Here is a 20,003-nt window from a genome sequence, read left to right on the forward strand (position 1 = left end):
AATGGCATGTTTGCATACATCCTTCGCCGATTGCTGGAGATGATCCCGGTTTTGCTGGTGGTCTCGTTGCTGGTTTTCGGTTTTATCAAGCTTATGCCGGGCGATCCGGCGCGCATTTATGCCGGACCGGATGCACCCATTGAGGCGGTCGAGGCGGCGCGTCAGCATCTCGGGCTTAACGATCCGCTGCCGCAGCAGTATTTCCACTGGATCGGCAGCCTGTTGCAGGGCGATCTGGGTACTGCCTATCGCACCCAGCAACCGGTGCGGGAGGTGATTGGGCAGGGCTTTATGCCGACACTGTGGCTCGCCTTAGCGGGTTTTACCTGGTCCGTTATTCTCGGATTGTTGTTTGGCGTGATGGCGGCCCTGAAACGGGGACGCTGGCAGGACTGGACGCTGATGAGCGTGGCGGTAGGCGGCATTTCGATGCCCGCTTTCTGGCTGGGGCTGCTACTGATCCAGTTCGTCGCGATGCCTTTCGGGCTGTTTTCGGTCAGCGGCTTTAACAGGGCCAGCGATATTGTTCTGCCCGCCATTACGCTGGGTTCGTCGGTGGCGGCGGTCATGGCGCGCTTTACCCGTTCGGCCTTCCTGGAGGTGGCGCAGGAAGATTACGTGCGTACCGCAAAAGCCAAAGGGCTGCGCAATCGCCTGGTGACGTGGAAACATGTGATGCGTAATGCGCTCATCCCGGTGATCACCATGCTGGGTCTGCAGTTCGGTTTTCTGCTGGGCGGATCCATCGTCGTGGAGAGTGTTTTCAACTGGCCGGGATTAGGCTGGTTACTGATTGAGTCGATCAAAGCGCAGGATCAGCCGGTGATTCAGGCGCTGGTGATGCTGTTCGTGTTTGAGTTTATTGTGATTAACCTGCTGGTCGATCTGCTTTACGCGGTGGTCAATCCGGCCATTCGTCTGCGACAGGAGCCGAAATGAGTAGTCAATCGCTGACCGAAAATCCGCCTCAGATCATTCGTTCGCCGTGGCGTGATTTCCTGCATGCCTTTGTGCGTAACCCGCTGGCGCTGGTCTCTGGTGGTTTTGTGCTGCTGTTAATTGTGGTGGCGATTTTTGCCCCCTGGCTGGCACCCTGGGATCCCATGGTCCCTGACTGGATGGCGCTGTCGTCGCCGCCTTCCACGGCACACTGGATGGGGACCGACGAGCTGGGGCGCGACCTGCTCAGCCGCATTATCTATGGCGCGCGTATCTCGCTCTATATCGGCGTGCTGTCGGTGACGATGGGCATGCTGGTCGGGGTGATACTGGGCTTACTGGCGGGCTATTACGGCGGTTGGGTCGATATGCTGATCATGCGCGGTGCCGACGTATTATTCGCGTTTCCCGGCATGTTGCTGGCCATTGCGGTGGTGGCGCTGCTGGGGACGGGTCTGAACAATGTCATTATCGCAGTCGCGGTATTCAGCGTGCCGGTATTTGCCCGCATCGTGCGGGCTTCGACGCTCTCTCTGAAACAGGCTGCCTATGTTGAAGCCGTGCGCTGTGCCGGTGCGCCAGACCGCGTGATTATTCTGCGGCATATTCTGCCCGGCACGCTCTCCAGCGTGATTGTCTATTTCACTATGCGCATCGGCACCAGTATTCTGACGGCGGCGGGCCTGAGTTTTATTGGACTGGGTCCGGAGCCTGACGTGCCTGAATGGGGCAATATTCTGGCGATGAGCCGAAGCATGATGATGGCCGGATCGTGGCACATGAGCGTATTTCCGGGGCTGGCGATCTTTATTACCGTGCTGGCTTTTAATCTGCTTGGGGATGCGCTGCGCGACACGCTCGATCCAAAACTCAAGGGCTGACTATGGATTTCCAACAATTGCAGCGTGAACTGCTGCTGAAACACTGGCGTGACCTGCGTCAGCTTGGGCAGCCGCGAAGCGCCTGCGGACCCACCAATCGAATCAGCGATGTTGCGGGCGTGCGTGTCGGACATTGCACGCTGAATGAAGGCGAAAAGCAGACTGGCGTAACCGCTATCGTACCGCCGGGCGACAATCTGTTTCTCACGCCGCTGCCGTGTGGGGTTGAGGTGCTGAACGGTTTTGCGAAACCCGTCGGACTGGTTCAGATAGAGGAGCTCGGCGTGCTTCAGACGCCGATTCTGCTCAGTAACACGCTGGCGGTCGGCACGCTGTTTACCACGCTGGTGCGGGATGCCATCAGTCGTAACCCGGAACTGGGACGAACACTGCCCACGGTCAACCCGCTGGTGCTGGAGTGCAACGATGGCTGGCTGAATGATATCCAGGCGCTGGCCATCACTGAAGCGATGGCGCAGGAGGCATTGCAGACGGCCTCAGCGGACTTCGCGCGCGGCAGCGTCGGCGCGGGGCGCGGGATGAGCTGTTTCAGCCTGAAAGGGGGCATCGGAACCGCCTCGCGGGTTATTCCCTCGCTCAACGCCACGCTTGGCGTGCTGGTGCTGGCCAATTTCGGCGCACTGGAGGCATTAACGCTCGATGGCGTTCGTGCTGGCGAGATGATTGCGCCGCTGCTGGCCGGGGAGACGCCGCAGCTGGATGCCGGTTCGGTCATCATCATCATGGCGACGGATGCACCGCTGGACGCACGTCAGTTAAAGCGCATCGCGAAGCGAGCCGGTGCCGGCCTGGGACGGCTGGGCAGTTACTGGGGCCACGGATCGGGCGATATTGCGGTGGCGTTTTCAACGCAACCTCTGCCGCATCCGCCACAGGACGACACGCTGGAGCCGCTGCTTGCTGCAGCGGCAGATGCAACTGAACAGGCTGTACTGGATGCTTTGCTGAGCGCTGAGGCTGTTACCGGCTTTCGCGGTCATCATCGCCCCTCACTGACGCAGATTCTGGATAGATTAACGACATGAAAATTTTTATCTCGGCTGACATTGAAGGCATCGCGGGGGTCATGCGCCCGGAGCAATGTACACCCGGCCACCCGGAACATCAGCTGGCCCGTGGTCTGATGGAGCAGGAAGTGAATGCCGCAATTGAGGGGGCTTTTGCAGGCGGGGCAACGGAAGTGGTGGTGGCAGACAGCCATGCGCAGATGACCAATTTGCGTGCGGAAAATATCGATCCCCGCGCCCGGCTGGTGCAGGGAAAACCCCGTGTTCTGTCGATGGTGGAAGGGATAGAGCAGCAGACGTTCGACGGGCTGTTTCTGGTGGGATTTCACAGCGCAGCAGGTGAACCCGGCGTACTGGCGCATACCATCAACGGCCGGGCATTCTGGCGTATCCATATCAATGGTCTGGTGATGGGCGAAACCGATATTTATGCGGCCGCCGCCGCTGAGCACGGCACGCCATTGCTGCTGGTCACCGGTGACGATCAGTTACAGAGCTGGATTGCGGAACACTACTCAGCGGTTGATTACGTCTGTGTAAAACGCGCCATTTCGCATACCTGCGCGGAATCGATCAGTCCGCAGTTGGCCCAGCGTGCAATCACCGCCGCGGCAAGCGCTGCACTGCAGCATCCTTCCCAGGTGAACACGACTCGCCTCACAGCGCCTTACGCTATGCGGCTTCAGACCACTAAACCGGTGCTGGCCGATCTGTTCAGCCTGATCCCCGGCGTCACGCGCCTGGATGCCGTTACCGTGGGTTATCAGGCGGAGAAGATGGAGACGTTAATCAGCTTACTCAGTGCCTTCTCCTATCTGGCGAGTACCCAGTCGTAGCGACATTATCCCAGGGCTGCCTGTAACGTCAGCCCGTTTATCCCGCCTTTCTGTTCGCCTGATATCTGTACATATGCCTCATCCCCCGGACGAGACAGGATCGCTGCTGGCTTCAGCACGATGAACCCACACTTCTGAACCAAAGCTGCACCATGGCAGCGCGAGCCCCGCTCTCTGTAGAGGCTTCAGACGGGACTGCCGGATGCGGACAGGTGCGAGCCAGGTCGCTGAGCCTGCGCTGGTTTTGCGGTACAGTATTTGCAACAGGGGAATAATTACTTTCACTCTCCGCCGGTGCAGCCTGTCGGAGAGGCCTCCGGGTCCGGTATTCCATCCAGGATAAATCATCATGCGGCTCCGCCATATAGAGGTCTTTCAGGCCATTGTACAGACCGGCAGCATCAGCGCAGCGGCGCGCCTGCTGAATGTGTCGCAACCGAATATCAGCCGTGTGCTGAATCATGCTGAACAGCAACTGGGATTTGCGCTGTTTGAGCGACGTATCCAGGGAATGAGTGTGACGGCAGAAGGGCGACGCCTATTGCCTGAAATCGACGATCTCTGCCAGCGTCTGCAATCCATTACCCAGCTCACTGAACAGCTGCGGCGTGGTGAAGGGCAGTTAGTGCGCGTTGGCGCGGCGCACGCCTTTGGTCAGATGGTGATGGCCCCGGCGCTGGTCACGTGGCGGCAACAGATGGCCTCGATCAGTGTCGAACTGGTCACCGAGCACTTCAGTACCTTATGTCAGATGATTCTGGAAAATCAGCTCGATTTCGCGCTGGTCTTTGGTCAGCAGGTCGATGCCGATCTGCTGGCTGAACCTCTTTTTCAGTCTTCCATGGTGGCGCTGTTACCGCGCCATCATCCCCAGCATGAACCCGTTACGCTGCAATGGTTATGCGACAATAATTTACTGATGATGCAGGCTCAGGATCCCCTTGGACGCGTCCTGCATCTTGCGCTGCGTGATAAGAAACTGAATCCCGCCGTTTCGTTGTCGATCAAAACCTACTCGGTCATTGCCGATATGGTGCTGGCAGGCGGCGGCGTGGGCGTTGTGGATCTCTTCACCGCCTGTCGCTATGCCGAACAACTAAAGCTGCTGCCCATTGCGCAACCTCTGCCGTTTGAAGTGATGCTGATCAGCCGTCGTGACCAGCCACAGTCGCAGTCCACGCTGCAACTGAAGCAGGTCATCCGTAACAGACTGTGGGAGATAGCCAGGCAGTGTGAGGCGCAGTTTATCCATAGCTGAATACGTGCTGCTTTCGGGTGAAGAGCAGGTGAGAGTATGGCGCTTAGGTTGCAACGGGTTCGTTTGCTGACTTGTGCGAAGAATGAGCGGGGCTGGAACAATATTTTTTTAAGATACTCATTACGGCGTTGCCGGAATGTGCAGACAGGCAATATTGATACGGCATTAAAAAAACCCACGCAGTTGCGTGGGTTTTAAGGTGTCTGTCAGATTTCATGAGGTTGCTAAAACCTCATGAAACAACAACCCAATCAGACGTTAAACAGGAAGTTCATCACATCGCCATCTTTCACGATGTACTCTTTACCTTCTGAACGCATCTTGCCGGCTTCTTTCGCGCCTTGCTCGCCTTTGTAGGCGATAAAGTCTTCAAACGCGATAGTCTGGGCGCGGATAAAGCCTTTCTCGAAGTCGGTATGGATTTTACCGGCTGCCTGTGGGGCAGTGGCGCCAACCGGGATGGTCCAGGCACGCACTTCTTTCACGCCAGCGGTGAAGTAGGTCTGCAGGTTCAGTAGCGAGTAACCGGCGCGGATAACGCGGTTCAGGCCCGGTTCTTCCAGTCCCAGCTCCGCCATGAACTCTTCACGCTCTTCATCTTCCAGTTCGGCAATGTCCGACTCAACGGCGGCGCACACCGGCACGACGACTGAACCTTCTGCTTCGGCGATAGCACGCACCTGATCCAGGTACGGGTTATTCTCGAAACCATCTTCATTGACGTTAGCAATGTACATGGTCGGCTTCAGGGTCAGGAAGCTCAGATAGCGGATGGCCGCTTTGTCGTCAGCATCCAGATCCAGTGAACGCAGCATGCCCGCTTCAGAAAGATGCGGCAGGCACTTCTCCAGCGCAGCCAGCTCGGCTTTGGCATCTTTGTCGCCACCTTTGGCTTTCTTCTGCACACGCTGAATCGCACGCTCACAGGTTTCCAGATCGGACAGCGCCAGCTCGGTGTTGATCACGTCAATATCTTCCGCCGGGTTTACTTTACCCGCAACGTGGATGATGTTGTCGTTTTCAAAGCAGCGCACCACGTGGCCGATCGCTTCGGTTTCGCGAATGTTGGTCAGGAACTGGTTGCCCAGGCCTTCACCTTTGGACGCGCCTTTTACCAGGCCCGCGATATCGACGAATTCCATGGTAGTCGGCACCACGCGCTGTGGCTTAACAATCTCAGAAAGCTGGTCCAGACGCAGGTCAGGCATGGGTACCACGCCGGTGTTTGGCTCAATGGTACAGAAGGGGAAGTTAGCCGCTTCGATGCCCGCTTTAGTCAGCGCGTTAAACAGAGTGGATTTACCGACGTTCGGCAGGCCCACGATACCGCATTTGAATCCCATGGTTTGATACCCTTTATAACTGGATGGACAGCACGCCATAAGGCGGACTGTCGGAGACGAATGGAAAAATTTCGCGCATTATACACGGAATCACGACGATTCGGGCGTTTAAGCAGGCCTGAAGGCGTGCAGCCGGTTCATTGCCTTGATGCGATCCTCTTTCAGCCACAGTTCGGTGCAGCGCGCCGCCTCATCAATGGCCTCATCAATCAGCTTCTGCTCGCTGGCGGGCGGCTTGCCCAGCACAAATCCGGTCACCTTGTTGCGATCGCCGGGATGCCCGATACCGATGCGCAGCCGATGAAAATTATTGTTGTTGCCCAGCTTGCTGATGATGTCTTTCAGCCCGTTATGGCCGCCATGGCCGCCGCCCTGCTTGAACTTTGCCACACCGGGCGGCAAATCGAGTTCATCATGCGCCACCAGAATCTCTTCTGGCGCGATGCGATAAAAGGTCGCCATTGCCGCCACCGCTTTACCACTCAGGTTCATAAAGGTGGTCGGCACCAGCAGGCGCACATCCTCGCCGGCTATCGCCAGGCGGGCGGTATAGCCATAGAATTTGCCTTCCTCTTTCAGTGACTGATTGTGGCGCTCAGCCAGCAGATCCAGATACCAGGCACCCGCATTGTGGCGTGTGGCGGCATATTCAGCGCCCGGATTGGCCAGTCCCACAATCAGTTTAATGCTGCTCACAATGATTATCCTGCTGTTATCGCGAAAGGGCGTTAGTTTACTTCGCCACAGGCGAGATGACAAAGCACAAGCAGCGCAATGGTTCAGAACCGTGATTAATCATTTTCCATCTGAATCAACAGGCTGCATTCAGGGCCAGGTCATTCTTTATGACTGATGTGTGATCCAGTCCGCAACGTGGACCTCAGCCATTGCCTAAACTTATGACACTTAACATTGTGTGCGGTTATTAACTCATATGGATGGAGGTGCAGCATGAAACATCAACACTGCCGCGTAGCGGGTAACAGCTTGATGGTACTGGGATTAGTCACAATGGTGCTGGGTGTTGGGTTTTCAATTATTAACCAGCTGCCGACACTCGATTTGCCACAGTTTCTGGCGCAGGGCGCGATTCTGAGCATCTTTATTGGCGCACTGATGTGGCTGGTGGGCGCGCGTATCAGTGGCCGTGAAAAAGTTGAGGATCGTTATTACTGGCTGCGTCACTATGACAAGCGCTGCCGCCGGTCACACAACTCTCACCACTAACTGAAAGCTGCCGGGACCGGATGCTGCGCAGTGCAGTTCCGGCCACTGGCTTTCGCGTGATAGAGCGCCGCATCTGCCATCGCCAGTAAACTCACAAAATCCTGCTGGCTGTGCGTGACCGTGGCAAAGCCAATACTGACCGAATAAGCTATTTCATTGGGTTGCGATGCACAGACCGCCAGCCGGATCGCCTCACACCACGCCTCTGCATCCCGTGCTCCTGCCGGAATGATGGCCGCAAACTCTTCTCCGCCCAGTCGTGCAAAACGCCCCTCAGCCGGTATCAATCCTCTGACTATTTCGCAAAAGTGAATCAAAATCTGGTCGCCCTGATGATGACCATATCGATCGTTGATGCTTTTAAAATGATCGAGGTCGAACAGTATTGCGCTGAACGGCCGGTTCTGACGGCGGCAGCGCGCCACAATTTTCTCTGCTTCAGCAAATAGGGCGCGGCGATTCCAGACGCTGGTCAGCGGATCGTGCAGGGAAGAGTATTTTAACGCTATCTGCATCCGCTCATTTACCATGGCCAGAATGGTAAACGTCAGGCCGATGACAAACAGAATGGATTCCAGAATCACGTAAACCGAGAAGTCCGATCCGCCAATGGCGCCAGGCAGCGTGCTGGGAATAGCGCTGTCCAGAAACAGGCGCACCAGATGAAACAGCAGGTGGATCCACAACAGCAGCTGGGCAGGCCAGAAAGTGGCTTTCAGCGTGTCACGCGCCTGCCAGACCAGCTGGATCAGTGCGGCGGTATAGGCGACGCAGGCGATGCACAATACCAGTACCCGTTTGGGTAAGCTGTAATAAAACGCCGGAAAGCAGCAGAGGAGTGCCCAGAGCAGGGCACCCAGTAACCAGTGTGTGCCGATGGGTTTACCGCAGAAGCGCCGGAACGCATTTAATAATCCGCCATAAGCGAGCATCACTAACACATTGCCCACCGCAACCGGCAGGAAATGCAGGCCGCTGCTGCGCAGGCTGCTTAAGAATACGGCAATCAGGGTGAAAACCAGTGACAGACAGGTGAAGCCAAGAACGCGGTCATAGTGCGACCCCACCCAGGCAAACACCATAATGATGCTCAGAAACCCCAGCACGTAGAGCTCGCAGACAAATAATGTGTAGATATCGAGGCTCATGATGGCTGAATTCAGATGAGAAATGCGCAGCAAATTACCACTTAATACTGGAGGGCAGAAGCGGGGGAACACCGCGTTTTAGTAAAAAAGTGGGTGGCGTTGAAAACAGGAGATTAAAAGGAAATTTATCGGGGAAAAGGCAGAAAAAGAAGCGGGTTAATCCGGAAGGCAGAGATAAAAAAACCGGGCACAGGGCCCGGTTCCGCGAAGATTAATGCTCGAACATCGCCGAGATAGATTCTTCGTTACTGATGCGGCGAATCGCTTCGGCCAGCATGCCAGATAAGGTCAGCGTGCGCACATTCGGCAGTGACTTAATCTCGTCTGAAAGCGGGATGGTATCGCAGACGATGACCTGGTCGAGTACAGATTTACGCAGGTTTTCAACCGCATTGCCGGAGAAGATCGGGTGCGTCGCGTAAGCAAACACGCGCTTGGCACCACGCTCTTTCAGCGCTTCAGCCGCTTTGCACAGCGTGCCGCCGGTGTCGATCATATCGTCGACCAGCACGCAGTCGCGGCCAGCAACGTCACCAATGATGTGCATTACCTGAGAAACGTTCGCGCGAGGGCGGCGTTTATCGATGATAGCCATATCGGTGTCGTTCAGCAGTTTAGCGATAGCACGGGCACGTACTACGCCACCAATATCGGGAGAAACCACAATTGGGTTTTCCAGACCGATCTGCATCATATCTTCCAGCAGGATCGGGCTGCCAAATACGTTATCAACCGGGACGTCGAAGAAGCCCTGGATCTGCTCGGCGTGCAGGTCAACCGTAAGAACACGGTCAACACCGACGCTGGAAAGGAAGTCTGCCACTACTTTAGCGGTAATAGGTACACGCGCGGAACGCACGCGGCGGTCCTGACGGGCATAACCAAAGTAGGGGATGACTGCGGTAATACGACCAGCAGAAGCACGACGCAGCGCGTCGACCATCACAACCAGTTCCATCAGATTATCGTTGGTGGGAGCACAGGTGGACTGGATGATGAAAATATCACCACCGCGTACATTTTCATTAATCTGTACGCTCACTTCACCATCACTGAAACGGCCTACAGCGGCGTCTCCCAGGCTGGTGTAAAGGCGATTGGCAATACGTTGTGCTAGTTCCGGGGTGGCGTTACCAGCAAATAGCTTCATATCAGGCACGAGAAGAACCTCAGGCTTTGCGTCCAGAGAATGAACGGCATGACTGTAACCGGCGCGTACGGTCATAGACGTTCACACGGGTGTGTTAATGCGAAACGTGCAGTGTCCGGAACGGGGTGACACTGTCACGCATTCGCTAATCGCCTCGCAGGGTACGCTGTAGCGGTGAGACGTTAACGCCCCGGGCTACAAATCCGCGTACCCCATTCGGGGCAAGCTCCAGCACCTGGCGGGCGGCGGACTCGGTGTCAAATTCAGCAAACACACAAGCGCCTGTGCCAGTCAGGCGTGACGGCGCGTATTCTAGCAGCCAGGAAACAAGCGCATCAACCTCACGAAAACGTTTTCTTACCACTGCTTCACAATCATTGGTGAAGGGTAAGGCTAAAAGCGTCGATAAACTGCGCGATGGCGTATCCCGCGTCAGCCCGGGGTCGTTGAATACCACGGGCGTGCTGATATTCACTCCGGGATGGGCGACAAGATACCACTTTTCTTCCGGCGCTGCGGGCTGAAGTTGTTCACCCACGCCCTCTGCAAAGGCCGCAAAGCCGTGCACAAAGACCGGTACATCCGCGCCCAGCTTCACGCCGATTGTCGCCAGCTCATCCGGTGTGAAGCCGGTTTGCCACAGATGATTCAGCGCCACCAGCACGGTCGCCGCATCAGAAGAGCCGCCACCGATGCCGCCGCCCATGGGCAGCCTTTTCTCGATAGCAATCTGCGCACCCGCGCGTGCGGGCAGGCGATGGTTATCCTGTGCCGCCTGTTTCAGCATGTTCGCGGCCCGCACAATCAGGTTGTCCGCATCCGCGACGCCCGGCACCGGCGTTAACAGCTGAATAGAATCGCTGTGATCGACGCTAATCTGCAATTCATCACCGTAATCGAGAAACTGAAACAGCGTCTGCAGGTTGTGATAGCCGTCGGGACGACGGCCAGTAATGTAGAGAAAAAGATTCAGTTTTGCCGGAGCAGGCCAGTGGGTGATCATTGAACGGTCCAGCCGTCCATACGCAGTTTAATCCGCTGGTCACCCTCTTTCAGCTCCAGGCTGGACGGCAGCGGCGGGGTAACCTTGCTGTCGTAGCCCGCAATCGAAACCTGCCAGTTCTGACCGTCGCGGCTGTAGTTGAGACTGCTCAGCTGATAGCTATCGTTAAGTTTATAATCCGTGGCATCGCCTGGCAGACCCATCATCCACTGACGCAGATTGGCCAGCGGAATGTTCATGCCGGTCAGCTGCGAGATCATTTTCTGCGCATCGTTACTGACGTAGCGCTTGCCTTTGTTATCGACGATCTGCACCACCGAGCCTTGCGCATCAAGCTGCAGTTCAGTGCTGCCGAGCGGATTGGTCAGCAGCAGGCGATAGCGATCGGGTGCGGTCTGCTGCCAGTTGAAGCGGGCGTAGACTTTCTGCTTGTCAGAGAGGTAGGCAAAGGCGCCGCGGGTCTGGTAGTGCGTGACCTTTGAGACCGCCTGCTGATGCTGTTGCCACTGTGGCGCGGTAACGCTGGGGCCGGGACCTTGCGGTTTGTTGACGCTACAGGCCGCCAGCAGCACGCTGGCAAGGGGCAAAAGGCGCAACAGATTGCGTGGTGAATTAAGCATCAAGTGGTCATCTCCTCGGACACATTTATTATTCGTAACGGATAACGCTAACCGTCCCGGTTTTAACCGTCAATGCTGTTATGCAGCAAATTGAGCACGAACAGGTTAATCTTATTACAGTCATAGCCTTTGTATGGCTTTTCTTGATCTGTCGCATCTTGTAGAATGCGCCTCACAAAACCCTGACATTATTGGGACATCCCAACCAAAACCGCCATGACGCTGCTCGCTCTCGGAATCAACCACAAGACTGCCCCCATTGCTCTGCGCGAACGCGTTTCGTTCGGGCCGGAGACGCTTGAGCAGGCGCTGAACAGCCTGTTATCACAGCCAATGGTGCAGAGCGGCGTGGTGTTGTCCACCTGTAACCGGACGGAACTCTACCTCAGTGTAGAGCAGCAGGCCGATTTACAGGCGCGTCTGGTGAGCTGGTTATGCAATTATCATCAGCTGGATGAAGAGGATGTGCGCAACAGCCTCTACTGGCATCAGGATAACGAGGCGGTCAGTCACCTCATGCGCGTCGCCAGCGGACTCGATTCACTGGTGCTGGGCGAACCGCAAATACTCGGTCAGGTAAAAAAAGCGTTTGCCGACTCCTCACGCGGTCATGCGCTGAGCAGTGAACTGGAACGCATGTTCCAGAAAACCTTCTCTGTTGCCAAACGCGTACGCACGGAAACCGATATCGGTGCCAATGCGGTGTCAGTGGCGTTTGCCGCCTGTACGCTGGCCCGTCAAATCTTCGAATCCCTCTCGTCCGTCAATGTGTTGCTGGTTGGCGCGGGTGAAACCATTGAGCTGGTGGCACGTCATCTGCGTGAACATCAGGTGAAAAATCTGATCATCGCGAACCGTACCCGCGAGCGTGCCGAAGCGCTGGCGTCGGAAGTCGGCGCGGAAGTGATCACGCTGGCGGAGATCGATGCCCGTCTGGCCGAAGCCGACATCATAATTTCCTCAACCTCCAGTCCGCTGCCGATTATTGGCAAAGGGATGATGGAGCGCGCCCTGAAAGCGCGCCGCAACAAACCCATGCTGCTGGTGGATATTGCCGTGCCGCGTGACGTAGAGCCGGAAGTCGGCGATCTGCCTAACGCCTATCTCTACAGCGTGGATGACCTGCAGGCGATCATCGAGCAGAACCTGGCGCAGCGCAAAGCGGCCGCGGTTCAGGCCGAAAGCATCGTCGTTCAGGAAAGCAGCGAATTCATGGCGTGGCTGCGTTCACAGGGTGCGGTGAATACCATTCGTGAATATCGTTCTCAGGCGGAGGATATCCGTGCTGAGCTGGAAGGCCGTGCGCTGCAGGCGCTGCAGCAGGGTGCCGATCCGCAGAAAGTCATGCAGGAACTGGCGCACAAGCTGACCAACCGTTTAATACATGCGCCAACCAAATCACTTCAGCAGGCCGCCCGCGATGGCGATAATGAACGCCTGCAGATTTTACGCGACAGCCTGGGTCTCGATTAGGCACACCGCTGTCGCCACCTGTTTACGGGAATCCCACATTTAAATGAAAACCTCTATAGTTGCCAAACTGGAAGCCCTGCAGGAGCGCCACGAAGAAGTGGAAGCCATGCTGGGTGATGCTGGCGTGATCGCCGATCAGGAGCGTTTCCGTGCGCTGTCACGTGAATATGCTCAACTGACCGATGTGACCCGTTGCTTCCGCGACTGGCAGCAGGTTCAGGACGATATCGAAACGGCGCAGCAGATGCTCGACGATCCTGAAATGCGCGATATGGCGCAGGAAGAGTTGCAGGAAGCGCGTGAGAAGAGTGACGTGCTGGAGCAGCAGTTGCAGGTGTTGTTACTGCCGAAAGATCCCGACGATGAGCGCGCCTGTTTTATCGAGGTGCGCGCCGGAACGGGTGGCGATGAAGCCGCGATCTTCGCCGGCGATCTCTTCCGCATGTACAGCCGCTATGCCGAAGCGCGTCGCTGGCGTGTGGAAATCATCAGCGCCAACGAAGGCGAGCATGGCGGTTACAAAGAAGTGATTGCCCGCGTCACCGGCGACGGTGCCTATGGCCGCCTGAAATTTGAGTCAGGCGGACATCGTGTGCAGCGTGTGCCGGAGACCGAATCCCAGGGCCGTATTCATACCTCAGCCTGTACCGTAGCCGTGATGCCGGAAATTCCGGAAGCGGAACTGCCGGAAATCAACGCTGGTGACCTGAAGATCGATACCTTCCGCTCATCCGGCGCAGGCGGTCAGCACGTTAACACCACCGACTCCGCGATCCGTATTACCCACCTGCCAACCGGCATCGTAGTGGAGTGTCAGGACGAACGTTCTCAGCATAAAAACAAAGCCAAAGCGCTGGCGGTGCTGGGTTCCCGTATTCACGCGGCAGAGATGGCCCGCCGTCACGCTGCCGAAGCCAGTACCCGCCGCAACCTGCTGGGCAGCGGCGATCGTTCTGACCGTAACCGTACCTATAACTTCCCGCAGGGCCGCGTGACTGACCACCGCATCAACCTGACAATCTACCGTCTGGATGAAGTAATGGAAGGCAAACTCGACAGCCTGATTGAGCCAATTGTGCAGGAGTACCAGGCGGATCAGCTGGCAGCGCTGGCTGGTCAGGATTAATGGATATTCGTCACTGGCTGAAACAGGCTGTCGCCACGCTGTGCGGGGGTGACAGTCCTAAGCGTGACGCAGAGATCCTGTTAGGTTTCGTGACCGGCAAATCGCGCAGCTGGTTAATTGCCTTCGATGAAACGGTGCTCAGCGATGCCCAACTCGCACAGCTGGACAGCCTGCTGGCACGGCGTGCACGGGGTGAACCGGTGGCGCATCTGGTGGGCGAACGCGAGTTCTGGTCGCTGCCGTTACGTGTCAGTGACGCCACGCTGATCCCGCGCCCGGATACCGAACTGCTGGTTGAGCAGGCGCTGGCGCATCTGCCCGCGACGCCCTCGACCATTCTGGATATGGGCACCGGCACCGGGGCGATTGCGCTGGCGCTGGCCAGCGAGCGGCCCGACTGTCAGGTGACCGGCGTGGATCGCATTGAAGCCGCTGTTGAGCTGGCGAGCAGCAATGCAGCACAGCTCAACCTCCCTAATACCACCTTTCTGCTCAGTCACTGGTTCCAGGCGCTGACGCCGCAGCGCTTTACGCTCATCGTCAGCAATCCACCCTATATTGATGCCAGCGACAGTCACCTGGAGCAGGGCGACGTGCGTTTTGAACCGCGCAGCGCGCTGGTGGCGGATGAAGCGGGACTGGCCGATCTGCGCACGCTCATCGGGCAGGCGCCCGCGTGGCTGCTGCCGGGTGGCTGGCTGCTGCTGGAACATGGCTGGCAGCAGGGTGAGGCGGTGGCCACGCTGATGCGGAATAATGGCTATCACGCCGTTGAAACCGTCGCCGATTACGGCGGTAATCCGCGTGTGACGCTGGGTCAGTTCCCTTCATAAAAGCGCTTTGAAAAGGATTCATGATGTTTGCTTTTTATCCCCTGATTAAAAATCTGCATATCTTAACGGTCGTGCTGACCGTGACGCTGTTTCTGCTGCGGTTTTACTGGCTGCGCCGTGGTTCGGCGATGATGACAAAACGCTGGGTCCGCATTCTGCCGCACGTTAACGATACCCTGTTACTGCTGACTGGGGTCTTGCTGGTGGTGATTACCCACTTCTATCCCTTCACGCCACAAGGAAGCTGGCTGACGGAGAAGCTTTTAGCGGTTATCATCTACATCGCCTTAGGATTTGTGGCATTGAGTCGCCGTCCACGCACTGATCGCACCCGCTGGATCGCTTTTCTGGTGGCGTTAATCGCCCTGGTGACCATCATTACGCTGGCGCTGACCAAAATGCCGTTATGGGGATAGCATGACCTCGACCGAACAATTAGATTTCAGCCAGACACCGCTGTGTGAAGCGGTGATTGGTGCCACGCTTGCCATCCGCGCCGATTTCCCGGCGGTGTCGGTGGAAGCGCAGCTTGCGGCGTTAGTCGCCGAAGCGCGCGACTATGTCAGCGACATCGAAGATGCTGACATGCAGCTGGAAAAGCTGCTGGAACTGTTTTATCGCCAGTGGGGATTTGGCGGTGCCAGCGGCGTCTACAATCTTTCTGATGCGCTCTGGATCGACAATGTATTAAAGACCCGTCAGGGCACCGCCGTGTCACTGGGCGTGATTCTGCTGCATATCGCCGCCGAGCTGGAACTGCCGCTGATGCCGGTGATCTTTCCGACGCAGCTGATTCTGCGCGCCGACTGGATTGATGGCGATAAGTGGATGATCAACCCATTCAATGGTGAAACCCTTGACCGGCATACGCTGGAAGTGTGGCTGAAAGGCAATATCAGCCCTACCGCGCGTCTGTATGACGATGATCTTGATGAAGCCAAAACCGTCACCGTGATGCGCAAGATGCTCGACACGCTGAAAGCAGCGTTGATGGAAGAGAAGAAGATGGAGCTGGCGCTGAATGTCAGTCAGGTGCTGTTGCGTATCGATCCGGATGATCCTTATGAAATCCGCGATCGCGGTTTAATCTACGCGCAGCTGGAGTGCGAACATATCGCCCTGAGTGATTTAAACTATTTCGTTGAGCAGTGTCCTGAAGATCCGGTCAGCGAAATGATCAAAGTTCAGATTCACGCAATCGAACAAAAACAGGTCACGCTGCACTAAGCGGACCCACTGAAAAGGAAAGGGCATGACACAGAAAGTCGTGAGTATTGGCGATATCAACGTTGCAAACGATCTGCCATTTGTACTGTTTGGCGGGATGAACGTGCTGGAGTCGCGCGACCTGGCGATGCGCATCTGCGAGCACTATGTCACCGTAACAAATAAACTCGGTATTCCTTACGTGTTTAAGGCGTCGTTTGATAAAGCGAACCGCTCCTCCATTCACTCTTACCGTGGCCCTGGCCTGGAAGAGGGGATGAAGATTTTCCAGGAGCTGAAGCAGACGTTCGGCGTGAAGATTATCACTGATGTCCATGAAGCGGCACAGGCGCAGCCCGTCTCCGAAGTGGTGGATGTGATTCAGCTGCCGGCCTTCCTGGCGCGTCAGACTGACCTGGTGGAAGCGATGGCGAAAACCGGTGCGGTTATCAACGTCAAGAAGCCGCAGTTCGTCAGCCCAGGTCAGATGGGCAACATCGTGGATAAGTTCGCTGAAGGTGGCAACGAGCAGGTTATCCTGTGCGATCGCGGCAGCAACTTTGGCTATGACAATCTGGTTGTCGATATGCTGGGCTTTAACGTGATGAAGAAAGTCACCAAAAACAGCCCGGTGATTTTCGATGTGACCCATGCGCTGCAGACGCGCGATCCGTTTGGCGCAGCATCCGGCGGGCGTCGTGCGCAGGTGGCAGAGCTGGCGCGTGCCGGTATGGCAGTCGGCATTGCCGGTCTGTTCATCGAAGCGCACCCGGATCCGGAACATGCCCTGTGTGATGGCCCATCTGCATTGCCGCTGGATAAGCTGGAGCCGTTCCTGGTGCAGATGAAAGCGATTGACGATCTGGTGAAAAGCTTCCCGGAACTCGATACCAGCAAATAAGTTTGCAGTAAAAAAGAGCACTGAGTCGCTTAATAAGATGGTGGGAAAGTGCTGCTGGATTCGCTGTGAAATTGAGCCAGTTCAGAGAACAGGGGCAGATCGAAAAGACGCTAAAGCCATCCATGGCCGCTCGGCCCGCGCGATTACGCACTTCATCCCTGAAGTGCACCCGTAGCCGGGCCAACGCGTTGCGTTGTTCAAAAACGCTCCCGGCGTTTTTGTCCATGGCGCGGGACGCTTTTCTCCTCTGCCCCTTTTCCCTTCACGTCGGGTTCATCTGTTGCTGTCAGATGTATTCTGACCTGGGTTTTCAACGACAAAAAAAGAGCGATTAATCGCTCTTTTTTTTCGCCTGAAATCCGGTGACGTTACAGCATGATGGTCATCAGATAGCCAATAAACAGCGCCAGATGCGCAGCACCGTTCAGCACATTGGTGCGGCCGGTTGAGAAGGAGATCTGACAGAGGATCAGCGATGCCATCATAATCACCATCTGCGGCGGCTCCAGCCCGAATATCAGCTCCTGTCCGGTCAGCGTGGCGATAATGGTTACCGCCGGTACCGTGAGTGAGATGGTCGCCAGCACCGATCCGAAGAAGAGGTTCATGGCGCGCTGCACCTGATTCATCAGCACCGCCTTAATCGCGCCCAGGCCTTCAGGGGAGAGGATCAGCAGGGCCACCAGGAAACCGGTGAACTGTGCTGGTGCATTCATCTCCGTCAGCAGGCTTTCCAGCGTGTTGGCGTTCATTTTGGTTACGGCAATAACAGCAATCAGATGCACGATCAGCCAGATGGTGTGCCAGACGCTGCTGTGAGCCGAGGGTTTACCATGATGCGGATCACCATCATCGCTATCATCTTCATGCTCATAGACAAACAGGCTCTGATGCGTTTTGGTCTGAATCAGCAGGAAAACACCATACATCGCCGCGGAAATCGCCGCAATCAGCAGCGCCTGCGCCACCGAGAAATTGCCGCCCGGCAGCGCGTTGGGAAACACCAGCACCAGAATCGCCAGCGGGAAGATAGCGATGAGATATTGCTTTACGCCCGCCAGATTAACGTACTGTGTCGCAAATTTGTTACCGCCCAGCAGCAGCGCAAAACCCACCAGCCCGCCGGTCACAATCATCACTATCGAATAAAGCGTATCGCGCATCAGCCCAGGTGCGGCATCGCCGGTCGCCATCAGCGCTGAGATCAGGCTCACTTCGAGAATCACCACTGACAGGCTCAGGATCAGCGAGCCATAAGGCTCACCCAGGCGGTGGGCCAGCACGTCAGCGTGACGCACAACGCTGAAGGCGCTGCTCAGAATGGCAACCAGCGCCACTAAGTTAATACCGACAATTATCGGAAACGAGGTGTTTGCACCAAAAAAATAGAGTATACCCAGCGTGATAAGCGGAAGTATCAGTGAGAATTCCTTGTGACGTGTTTTTTCATGTGAAGGCATTCACCATCCTCTCTGGTTAATGATTATCCGGACGCAGCGGATGCTGCTGTTAGAAATATAATCAGTTTTAGGGCAGGGCGCAGTTTATCTTTTCACCGGCCCGGATGGGAAAAATTTACTGCTTTTTACTTAAATGCAATAAATTTCCGAAGGGGTCTTAACCTGAAGTTATCTCAAATATTGCAATAGTAATCAGTCCACAACAATTATGACTTATGCACCTATCCGGTCTCATTCTGCCGCAAATCCGGCTTATGATTGTGATTTGCAGGGCGAGATTCTCCTTTTTAATCTGAAGTGCTAATAAGTCACTGTTTGTATTTTTGCTGTCCTGCGCCAGGCTTAGTGTGAATCCATAAACTGAGGAGCCGTTATGCCTTACGCTAACCGAGCCGACTTACCGGACAATGTAAAACATGTACTTCCTGCACATGCGCAGGAGATCTATCAGCAGGCCTTTAACAGTGCCTGGGATCAGTATAAAGAGGCTGAAGATCGCCGCGGTGATGACTCACGGGAAGAAGTGGCGCATAAAGTCGCCTGGGCCGCCGTGAAGAAAGAGTACGAAAAAGGTGATGATGATAAGTGGCATCCTAAACGTTAACCTGGCGGCTAGCCGGTTTGCGGTAAAGGGCCAGGATTATCTGGTCCTTTTTTTTTGTCTGCGCTATCAGTTTTATCTGGTTTTTTTTAACCTGCGACGGGAATCACGCTTGAAACGCCGCGCGTAAATAGATTAATGTCAGTTTGATGATCGAAACGCCGTGCCGTTTTGGCGATCATGTTAAAGGAGCCATTCTGCAGGACGCTGTTGAAGTCGAGGAGGTCGCATTGCTTACCCGGGAATTTCTATTAAGAGCGGATTGTAAAACGTCATTCGGGGATATCGATGAGACGCTGCTCTGGAGTTGCGAGCAGCGCGCGGCTTCGCTGGCAGCCACGCTGGCCTGCCGTCCCGATCACAGCCCGGTCTGGATCTTCGGATACGGCTCGCTGATGTGGAACCCGATTTTTGAGGCGGATGAAGTCGCATCCGGTTCGCTGGAGGGCTGGCATCGTGCTTTCTGCCTGCGGCTGATTGCCGGACGCGGCACCGCCACGCATCCCGGCCGCATGCTGGCACTGAAGCAGGGTGGCCGCACCACGGGACTGGCATTTCGTCTGCCGGAAGCGCGGTTACATGAAGAACTGACGCTGCTGTGGAAGCGTGAGATGATTACTGGCTGTTATTTACCAACATGGTGTGAGTTACAGCTGGAGGATGGCCGCAGCGTCACTGCGCTGACCTTCATTATGGACCCGCGCCATCCGCTTTATGAATCGGACTCCTGCCCGGAGGCAATTGCGCCTTTAATTGCCGCAGCCAGCGGCCCACTGGGATCGAATGCACAGTATCTGTTTGCGCTGGAAGAAGAACTGACCCGGCGCGGTATGGAAGAAGAGAGTCTGAGCCGACTGGCGCATCAGGTGCGGACGCTGCAGCAATCCTGCCTCAGGCAGGCCTGAATCCCGACCGGCATAGCAAAAGGGCGCGTTTTTATGACGCGCCCTTTATTATCTGCGCCGCTGAC

Annotated in this window: 21 protein-coding genes; 14 read left to right on the plus strand and 7 right to left on the minus strand. The window is 56.0% G+C overall.

The window, feature by feature from the left end; genetic code table 11:
• Nucleotides 1-6 precede the first annotated feature (6 nt).
• The 5 genes from NIM72_RS19790 to NIM72_RS19810 all read left to right on the plus strand — a co-directional run bounded on the left by NIM72_RS19790 (nucleotide 7) and on the right by NIM72_RS19810 (nucleotide 4,942).
• Entirely contained in the window at nucleotides 7-939 is a 933-nt protein-coding gene (locus NIM72_RS19790; RefSeq protein WP_253421698.1) for an ABC transporter permease, read from the plus strand.
• Nucleotides 936-1,820 (plus strand): ABC transporter permease subunit, encoded by an 885-nt coding sequence (locus NIM72_RS19795; RefSeq protein ID WP_253421701.1) that lies wholly within the window; start codon nucleotides 936-938, stop codon nucleotides 1,818-1,820. Before NIM72_RS19790 ends, NIM72_RS19795 begins: the two co-directional genes overlap by 4 nt.
• A gap of 2 nt (nucleotides 1,821-1,822) precedes the next feature.
• On the plus strand, nucleotides 1,823-2,866 hold the full coding sequence (locus NIM72_RS19800; RefSeq protein ID WP_253421703.1) for a P1 family peptidase: 1,044 nt from the start codon (nucleotides 1,823-1,825) through the stop codon (nucleotides 2,864-2,866).
• Entirely contained in the window at nucleotides 2,863-3,684 is an 822-nt protein-coding gene (locus tag NIM72_RS19805) for a M55 family metallopeptidase (RefSeq protein ID WP_253421705.1), read from the plus strand. The genes NIM72_RS19800 and NIM72_RS19805 overlap by 4 nt, the downstream gene beginning before the upstream one ends.
• Before the next feature lie 349 nt (nucleotides 3,685-4,033).
• Complete coding sequence (locus NIM72_RS19810) at nucleotides 4,034-4,942, plus strand: LysR family transcriptional regulator (protein ID WP_253421708.1); 909 nt, start codon at nucleotides 4,034-4,036, stop codon at nucleotides 4,940-4,942.
• Nucleotides 4,943-5,193: 251 nt separating this feature from the next.
• Here NIM72_RS19810 and ychF read toward each other — a convergent pair whose 3' ends face one another.
• Both ychF and pth read right to left on the minus strand, forming a co-directional pair.
• Complete coding sequence (gene ychF / locus NIM72_RS19815; RefSeq protein ID WP_161735574.1) at nucleotides 5,194-6,285, minus strand: redox-regulated ATPase YchF; 1,092 nt, start codon at nucleotides 6,283-6,285, stop codon at nucleotides 5,194-5,196.
• Between the two features lie 108 nt (nucleotides 6,286-6,393).
• Nucleotides 6,394-6,981, minus strand: coding sequence for an aminoacyl-tRNA hydrolase (gene pth / locus NIM72_RS19820; RefSeq protein ID WP_161735576.1), 588 nt, complete (start codon nucleotides 6,979-6,981; stop codon nucleotides 6,394-6,396).
• A 255-nt stretch (nucleotides 6,982-7,236) separates the two neighbouring features.
• Here pth and ychH point away from each other — a divergent pair, with 255 nt between their 5' ends.
• Complete coding sequence (gene ychH, locus NIM72_RS19825; protein WP_253421710.1) at nucleotides 7,237-7,512, plus strand: stress-induced protein YchH; 276 nt, start codon at nucleotides 7,237-7,239, stop codon at nucleotides 7,510-7,512.
• Here the strand turns inward: ychH and NIM72_RS19830 are convergent.
• From NIM72_RS19830 to lolB, 4 genes are all read right to left on the minus strand, one after another.
• Entirely contained in the window at nucleotides 7,509-8,660 is a 1,152-nt protein-coding gene (locus tag NIM72_RS19830; protein WP_161735580.1) for a GGDEF domain-containing protein, read from the minus strand. The genes ychH and NIM72_RS19830 overlap by 4 nt on opposite strands.
• Before the next feature lie 211 nt (nucleotides 8,661-8,871).
• Nucleotides 8,872-9,819 carry a ribose-phosphate diphosphokinase gene (gene prs, locus NIM72_RS19835; protein WP_003850825.1) on the minus strand — a complete coding sequence of 316 codons (948 nt, stop codon included), beginning with the start codon at nucleotides 9,817-9,819 and terminating at the stop codon, nucleotides 8,872-8,874.
• A 136-nt stretch (nucleotides 9,820-9,955) separates the two neighbouring features.
• Nucleotides 9,956-10,813, minus strand: a complete 858-nt coding sequence (gene ispE / locus NIM72_RS19840) for a 4-(cytidine 5'-diphospho)-2-C-methyl-D-erythritol kinase (RefSeq protein ID WP_222924135.1) — start codon at nucleotides 10,811-10,813, stop codon at nucleotides 9,956-9,958.
• A complete protein-coding gene (gene lolB, locus NIM72_RS19845; RefSeq protein ID WP_033782873.1) occupies nucleotides 10,810-11,433 on the minus strand; it encodes a lipoprotein insertase outer membrane protein LolB in 624 nt (207 codons plus the stop codon). Before lolB ends, ispE begins: the two co-directional genes overlap by 4 nt.
• A 216-nt stretch (nucleotides 11,434-11,649) precedes the next feature.
• Between lolB and hemA the strand changes: the two genes are divergently transcribed.
• Genes hemA through kdsA form a run of 6 tightly spaced genes read left to right on the plus strand, consistent with a single transcriptional unit; the run spans nucleotide 11,650 to nucleotide 16,972 of the window.
• Nucleotides 11,650-12,906 (plus strand): glutamyl-tRNA reductase, encoded by a 1,257-nt coding sequence (gene hemA / locus NIM72_RS19850; protein WP_013357619.1) that lies wholly within the window; start codon nucleotides 11,650-11,652, stop codon nucleotides 12,904-12,906.
• A gap of 43 nt (nucleotides 12,907-12,949) precedes the next feature.
• Nucleotides 12,950-14,032, plus strand: a complete 1,083-nt coding sequence (gene prfA, locus NIM72_RS19855; RefSeq protein ID WP_161735582.1) for a peptide chain release factor 1 — start codon at nucleotides 12,950-12,952, stop codon at nucleotides 14,030-14,032.
• Nucleotides 14,032-14,865, plus strand: coding sequence for a peptide chain release factor N(5)-glutamine methyltransferase (gene prmC / locus NIM72_RS19860; RefSeq protein WP_161735584.1), 834 nt, complete (start codon nucleotides 14,032-14,034; stop codon nucleotides 14,863-14,865). The genes prfA and prmC overlap by 1 nt, the downstream gene beginning before the upstream one ends.
• Before the next feature lie 23 nt (nucleotides 14,866-14,888).
• On the plus strand, nucleotides 14,889-15,281 hold the full coding sequence (locus tag NIM72_RS19865) for a SirB2 family protein (RefSeq protein WP_161735626.1): 393 nt from the start codon (nucleotides 14,889-14,891) through the stop codon (nucleotides 15,279-15,281).
• A 1-nt stretch (nucleotide 15,282) separates the two neighbouring features.
• A complete protein-coding gene (gene sirB1 / locus NIM72_RS19870; protein ID WP_161735585.1) occupies nucleotides 15,283-16,092 on the plus strand; it encodes an invasion regulator SirB1 in 810 nt (269 codons plus the stop codon).
• Nucleotides 16,093-16,117: 25 nt separating this feature from the next.
• On the plus strand, nucleotides 16,118-16,972 hold the full coding sequence (gene kdsA / locus NIM72_RS19875; protein ID WP_033732390.1) for a 3-deoxy-8-phosphooctulonate synthase: 855 nt from the start codon (nucleotides 16,118-16,120) through the stop codon (nucleotides 16,970-16,972).
• 368 nt (nucleotides 16,973-17,340) lie between these two features.
• Here kdsA and chaA read toward each other — a convergent pair whose 3' ends face one another.
• Nucleotides 17,341-18,432, minus strand: coding sequence for a sodium-potassium/proton antiporter ChaA (gene chaA / locus NIM72_RS19880; protein WP_161735587.1), 1,092 nt, complete (start codon nucleotides 18,430-18,432; stop codon nucleotides 17,341-17,343).
• A gap of 373 nt (nucleotides 18,433-18,805) precedes the next feature.
• Here chaA and chaB point away from each other — a divergent pair, with 373 nt between their 5' ends.
• Both chaB and NIM72_RS19890 read left to right on the plus strand, forming a co-directional pair.
• Nucleotides 18,806-19,036, plus strand: coding sequence for a putative cation transport regulator ChaB (chaB, locus tag NIM72_RS19885; RefSeq protein WP_161735589.1), 231 nt, complete (start codon nucleotides 18,806-18,808; stop codon nucleotides 19,034-19,036).
• 227 nt (nucleotides 19,037-19,263) lie between these two features.
• Nucleotides 19,264-19,938 (plus strand): gamma-glutamylcyclotransferase, encoded by a 675-nt coding sequence (locus NIM72_RS19890; protein WP_202605020.1) that lies wholly within the window; start codon nucleotides 19,264-19,266, stop codon nucleotides 19,936-19,938.
• The last annotated feature ends 65 nt before the right edge of the window (nucleotides 19,939-20,003 follow it).

Source organism: Pantoea sp. B550 (genome assembly GCF_024158165.1).
GTDB classification, from domain to species: Bacteria; Pseudomonadota; Gammaproteobacteria; order Enterobacterales; family Enterobacteriaceae; genus Pantoea; species Pantoea alfalfae.

What these genes read in the sequence shown, in the direction of transcription:
- NIM72_RS19805 (WP_253421705.1), top strand. Translation starts at nt 2,863, where the DNA reads ATGAAAATTTTTATCTCGGCTGACATTGAAGGCATCGCGGGGGTCATG.
- NIM72_RS19795 (WP_253421701.1), top strand. Translation starts at nt 936, where the DNA reads ATGAGTAGTCAATCGCTGACCGAAAATCCGCCTCAGATCATTCGTTCG.
- NIM72_RS19790 (WP_253421698.1), top strand. Translation starts at nt 7, where the DNA reads ATGTTTGCATACATCCTTCGCCGATTGCTGGAGATGATCCCGGTTTTG.
- prmC (WP_161735584.1), top strand. Translation starts at nt 14,032, where the DNA reads ATGGATATTCGTCACTGGCTGAAACAGGCTGTCGCCACGCTGTGCGGG.
- NIM72_RS19865 (WP_161735626.1), top strand. Translation starts at nt 14,889, where the DNA reads ATGTTTGCTTTTTATCCCCTGATTAAAAATCTGCATATCTTAACGGTC.
- chaA (WP_161735587.1), bottom strand. Translation starts at nt 18,432, where the DNA reads ATGCCTTCACATGAAAAAACACGTCACAAGGAATTCTCACTGATACTT.
- chaB (WP_161735589.1), top strand. Translation starts at nt 18,806, where the DNA reads ATGCCTTACGCTAACCGAGCCGACTTACCGGACAATGTAAAACATGTA.
- ychF (WP_161735574.1), bottom strand. Translation starts at nt 6,285, where the DNA reads ATGGGATTCAAATGCGGTATCGTGGGCCTGCCGAACGTCGGTAAATCC.
- prfA (WP_161735582.1), top strand. Translation starts at nt 12,950, where the DNA reads ATGAAAACCTCTATAGTTGCCAAACTGGAAGCCCTGCAGGAGCGCCAC.
- hemA (WP_013357619.1), top strand. Translation starts at nt 11,650, where the DNA reads ATGACGCTGCTCGCTCTCGGAATCAACCACAAGACTGCCCCCATTGCT.
- NIM72_RS19810 (WP_253421708.1), top strand. Translation starts at nt 4,034, where the DNA reads ATGCGGCTCCGCCATATAGAGGTCTTTCAGGCCATTGTACAGACCGGC.
- NIM72_RS19830 (WP_161735580.1), bottom strand. Translation starts at nt 8,660, where the DNA reads ATGAGCCTCGATATCTACACATTATTTGTCTGCGAGCTCTACGTGCTG.
- ispE (WP_222924135.1), bottom strand. Translation starts at nt 10,813, where the DNA reads ATGATCACCCACTGGCCTGCTCCGGCAAAACTGAATCTTTTTCTCTAC.
- NIM72_RS19800 (WP_253421703.1), top strand. Translation starts at nt 1,823, where the DNA reads ATGGATTTCCAACAATTGCAGCGTGAACTGCTGCTGAAACACTGGCGT.
- kdsA (WP_033732390.1), top strand. Translation starts at nt 16,118, where the DNA reads ATGACACAGAAAGTCGTGAGTATTGGCGATATCAACGTTGCAAACGAT.
- sirB1 (WP_161735585.1), top strand. Translation starts at nt 15,283, where the DNA reads ATGACCTCGACCGAACAATTAGATTTCAGCCAGACACCGCTGTGTGAA.
- ychH (WP_253421710.1), top strand. Translation starts at nt 7,237, where the DNA reads ATGAAACATCAACACTGCCGCGTAGCGGGTAACAGCTTGATGGTACTG.
- lolB (WP_033782873.1), bottom strand. Translation starts at nt 11,433, where the DNA reads ATGCTTAATTCACCACGCAATCTGTTGCGCCTTTTGCCCCTTGCCAGC.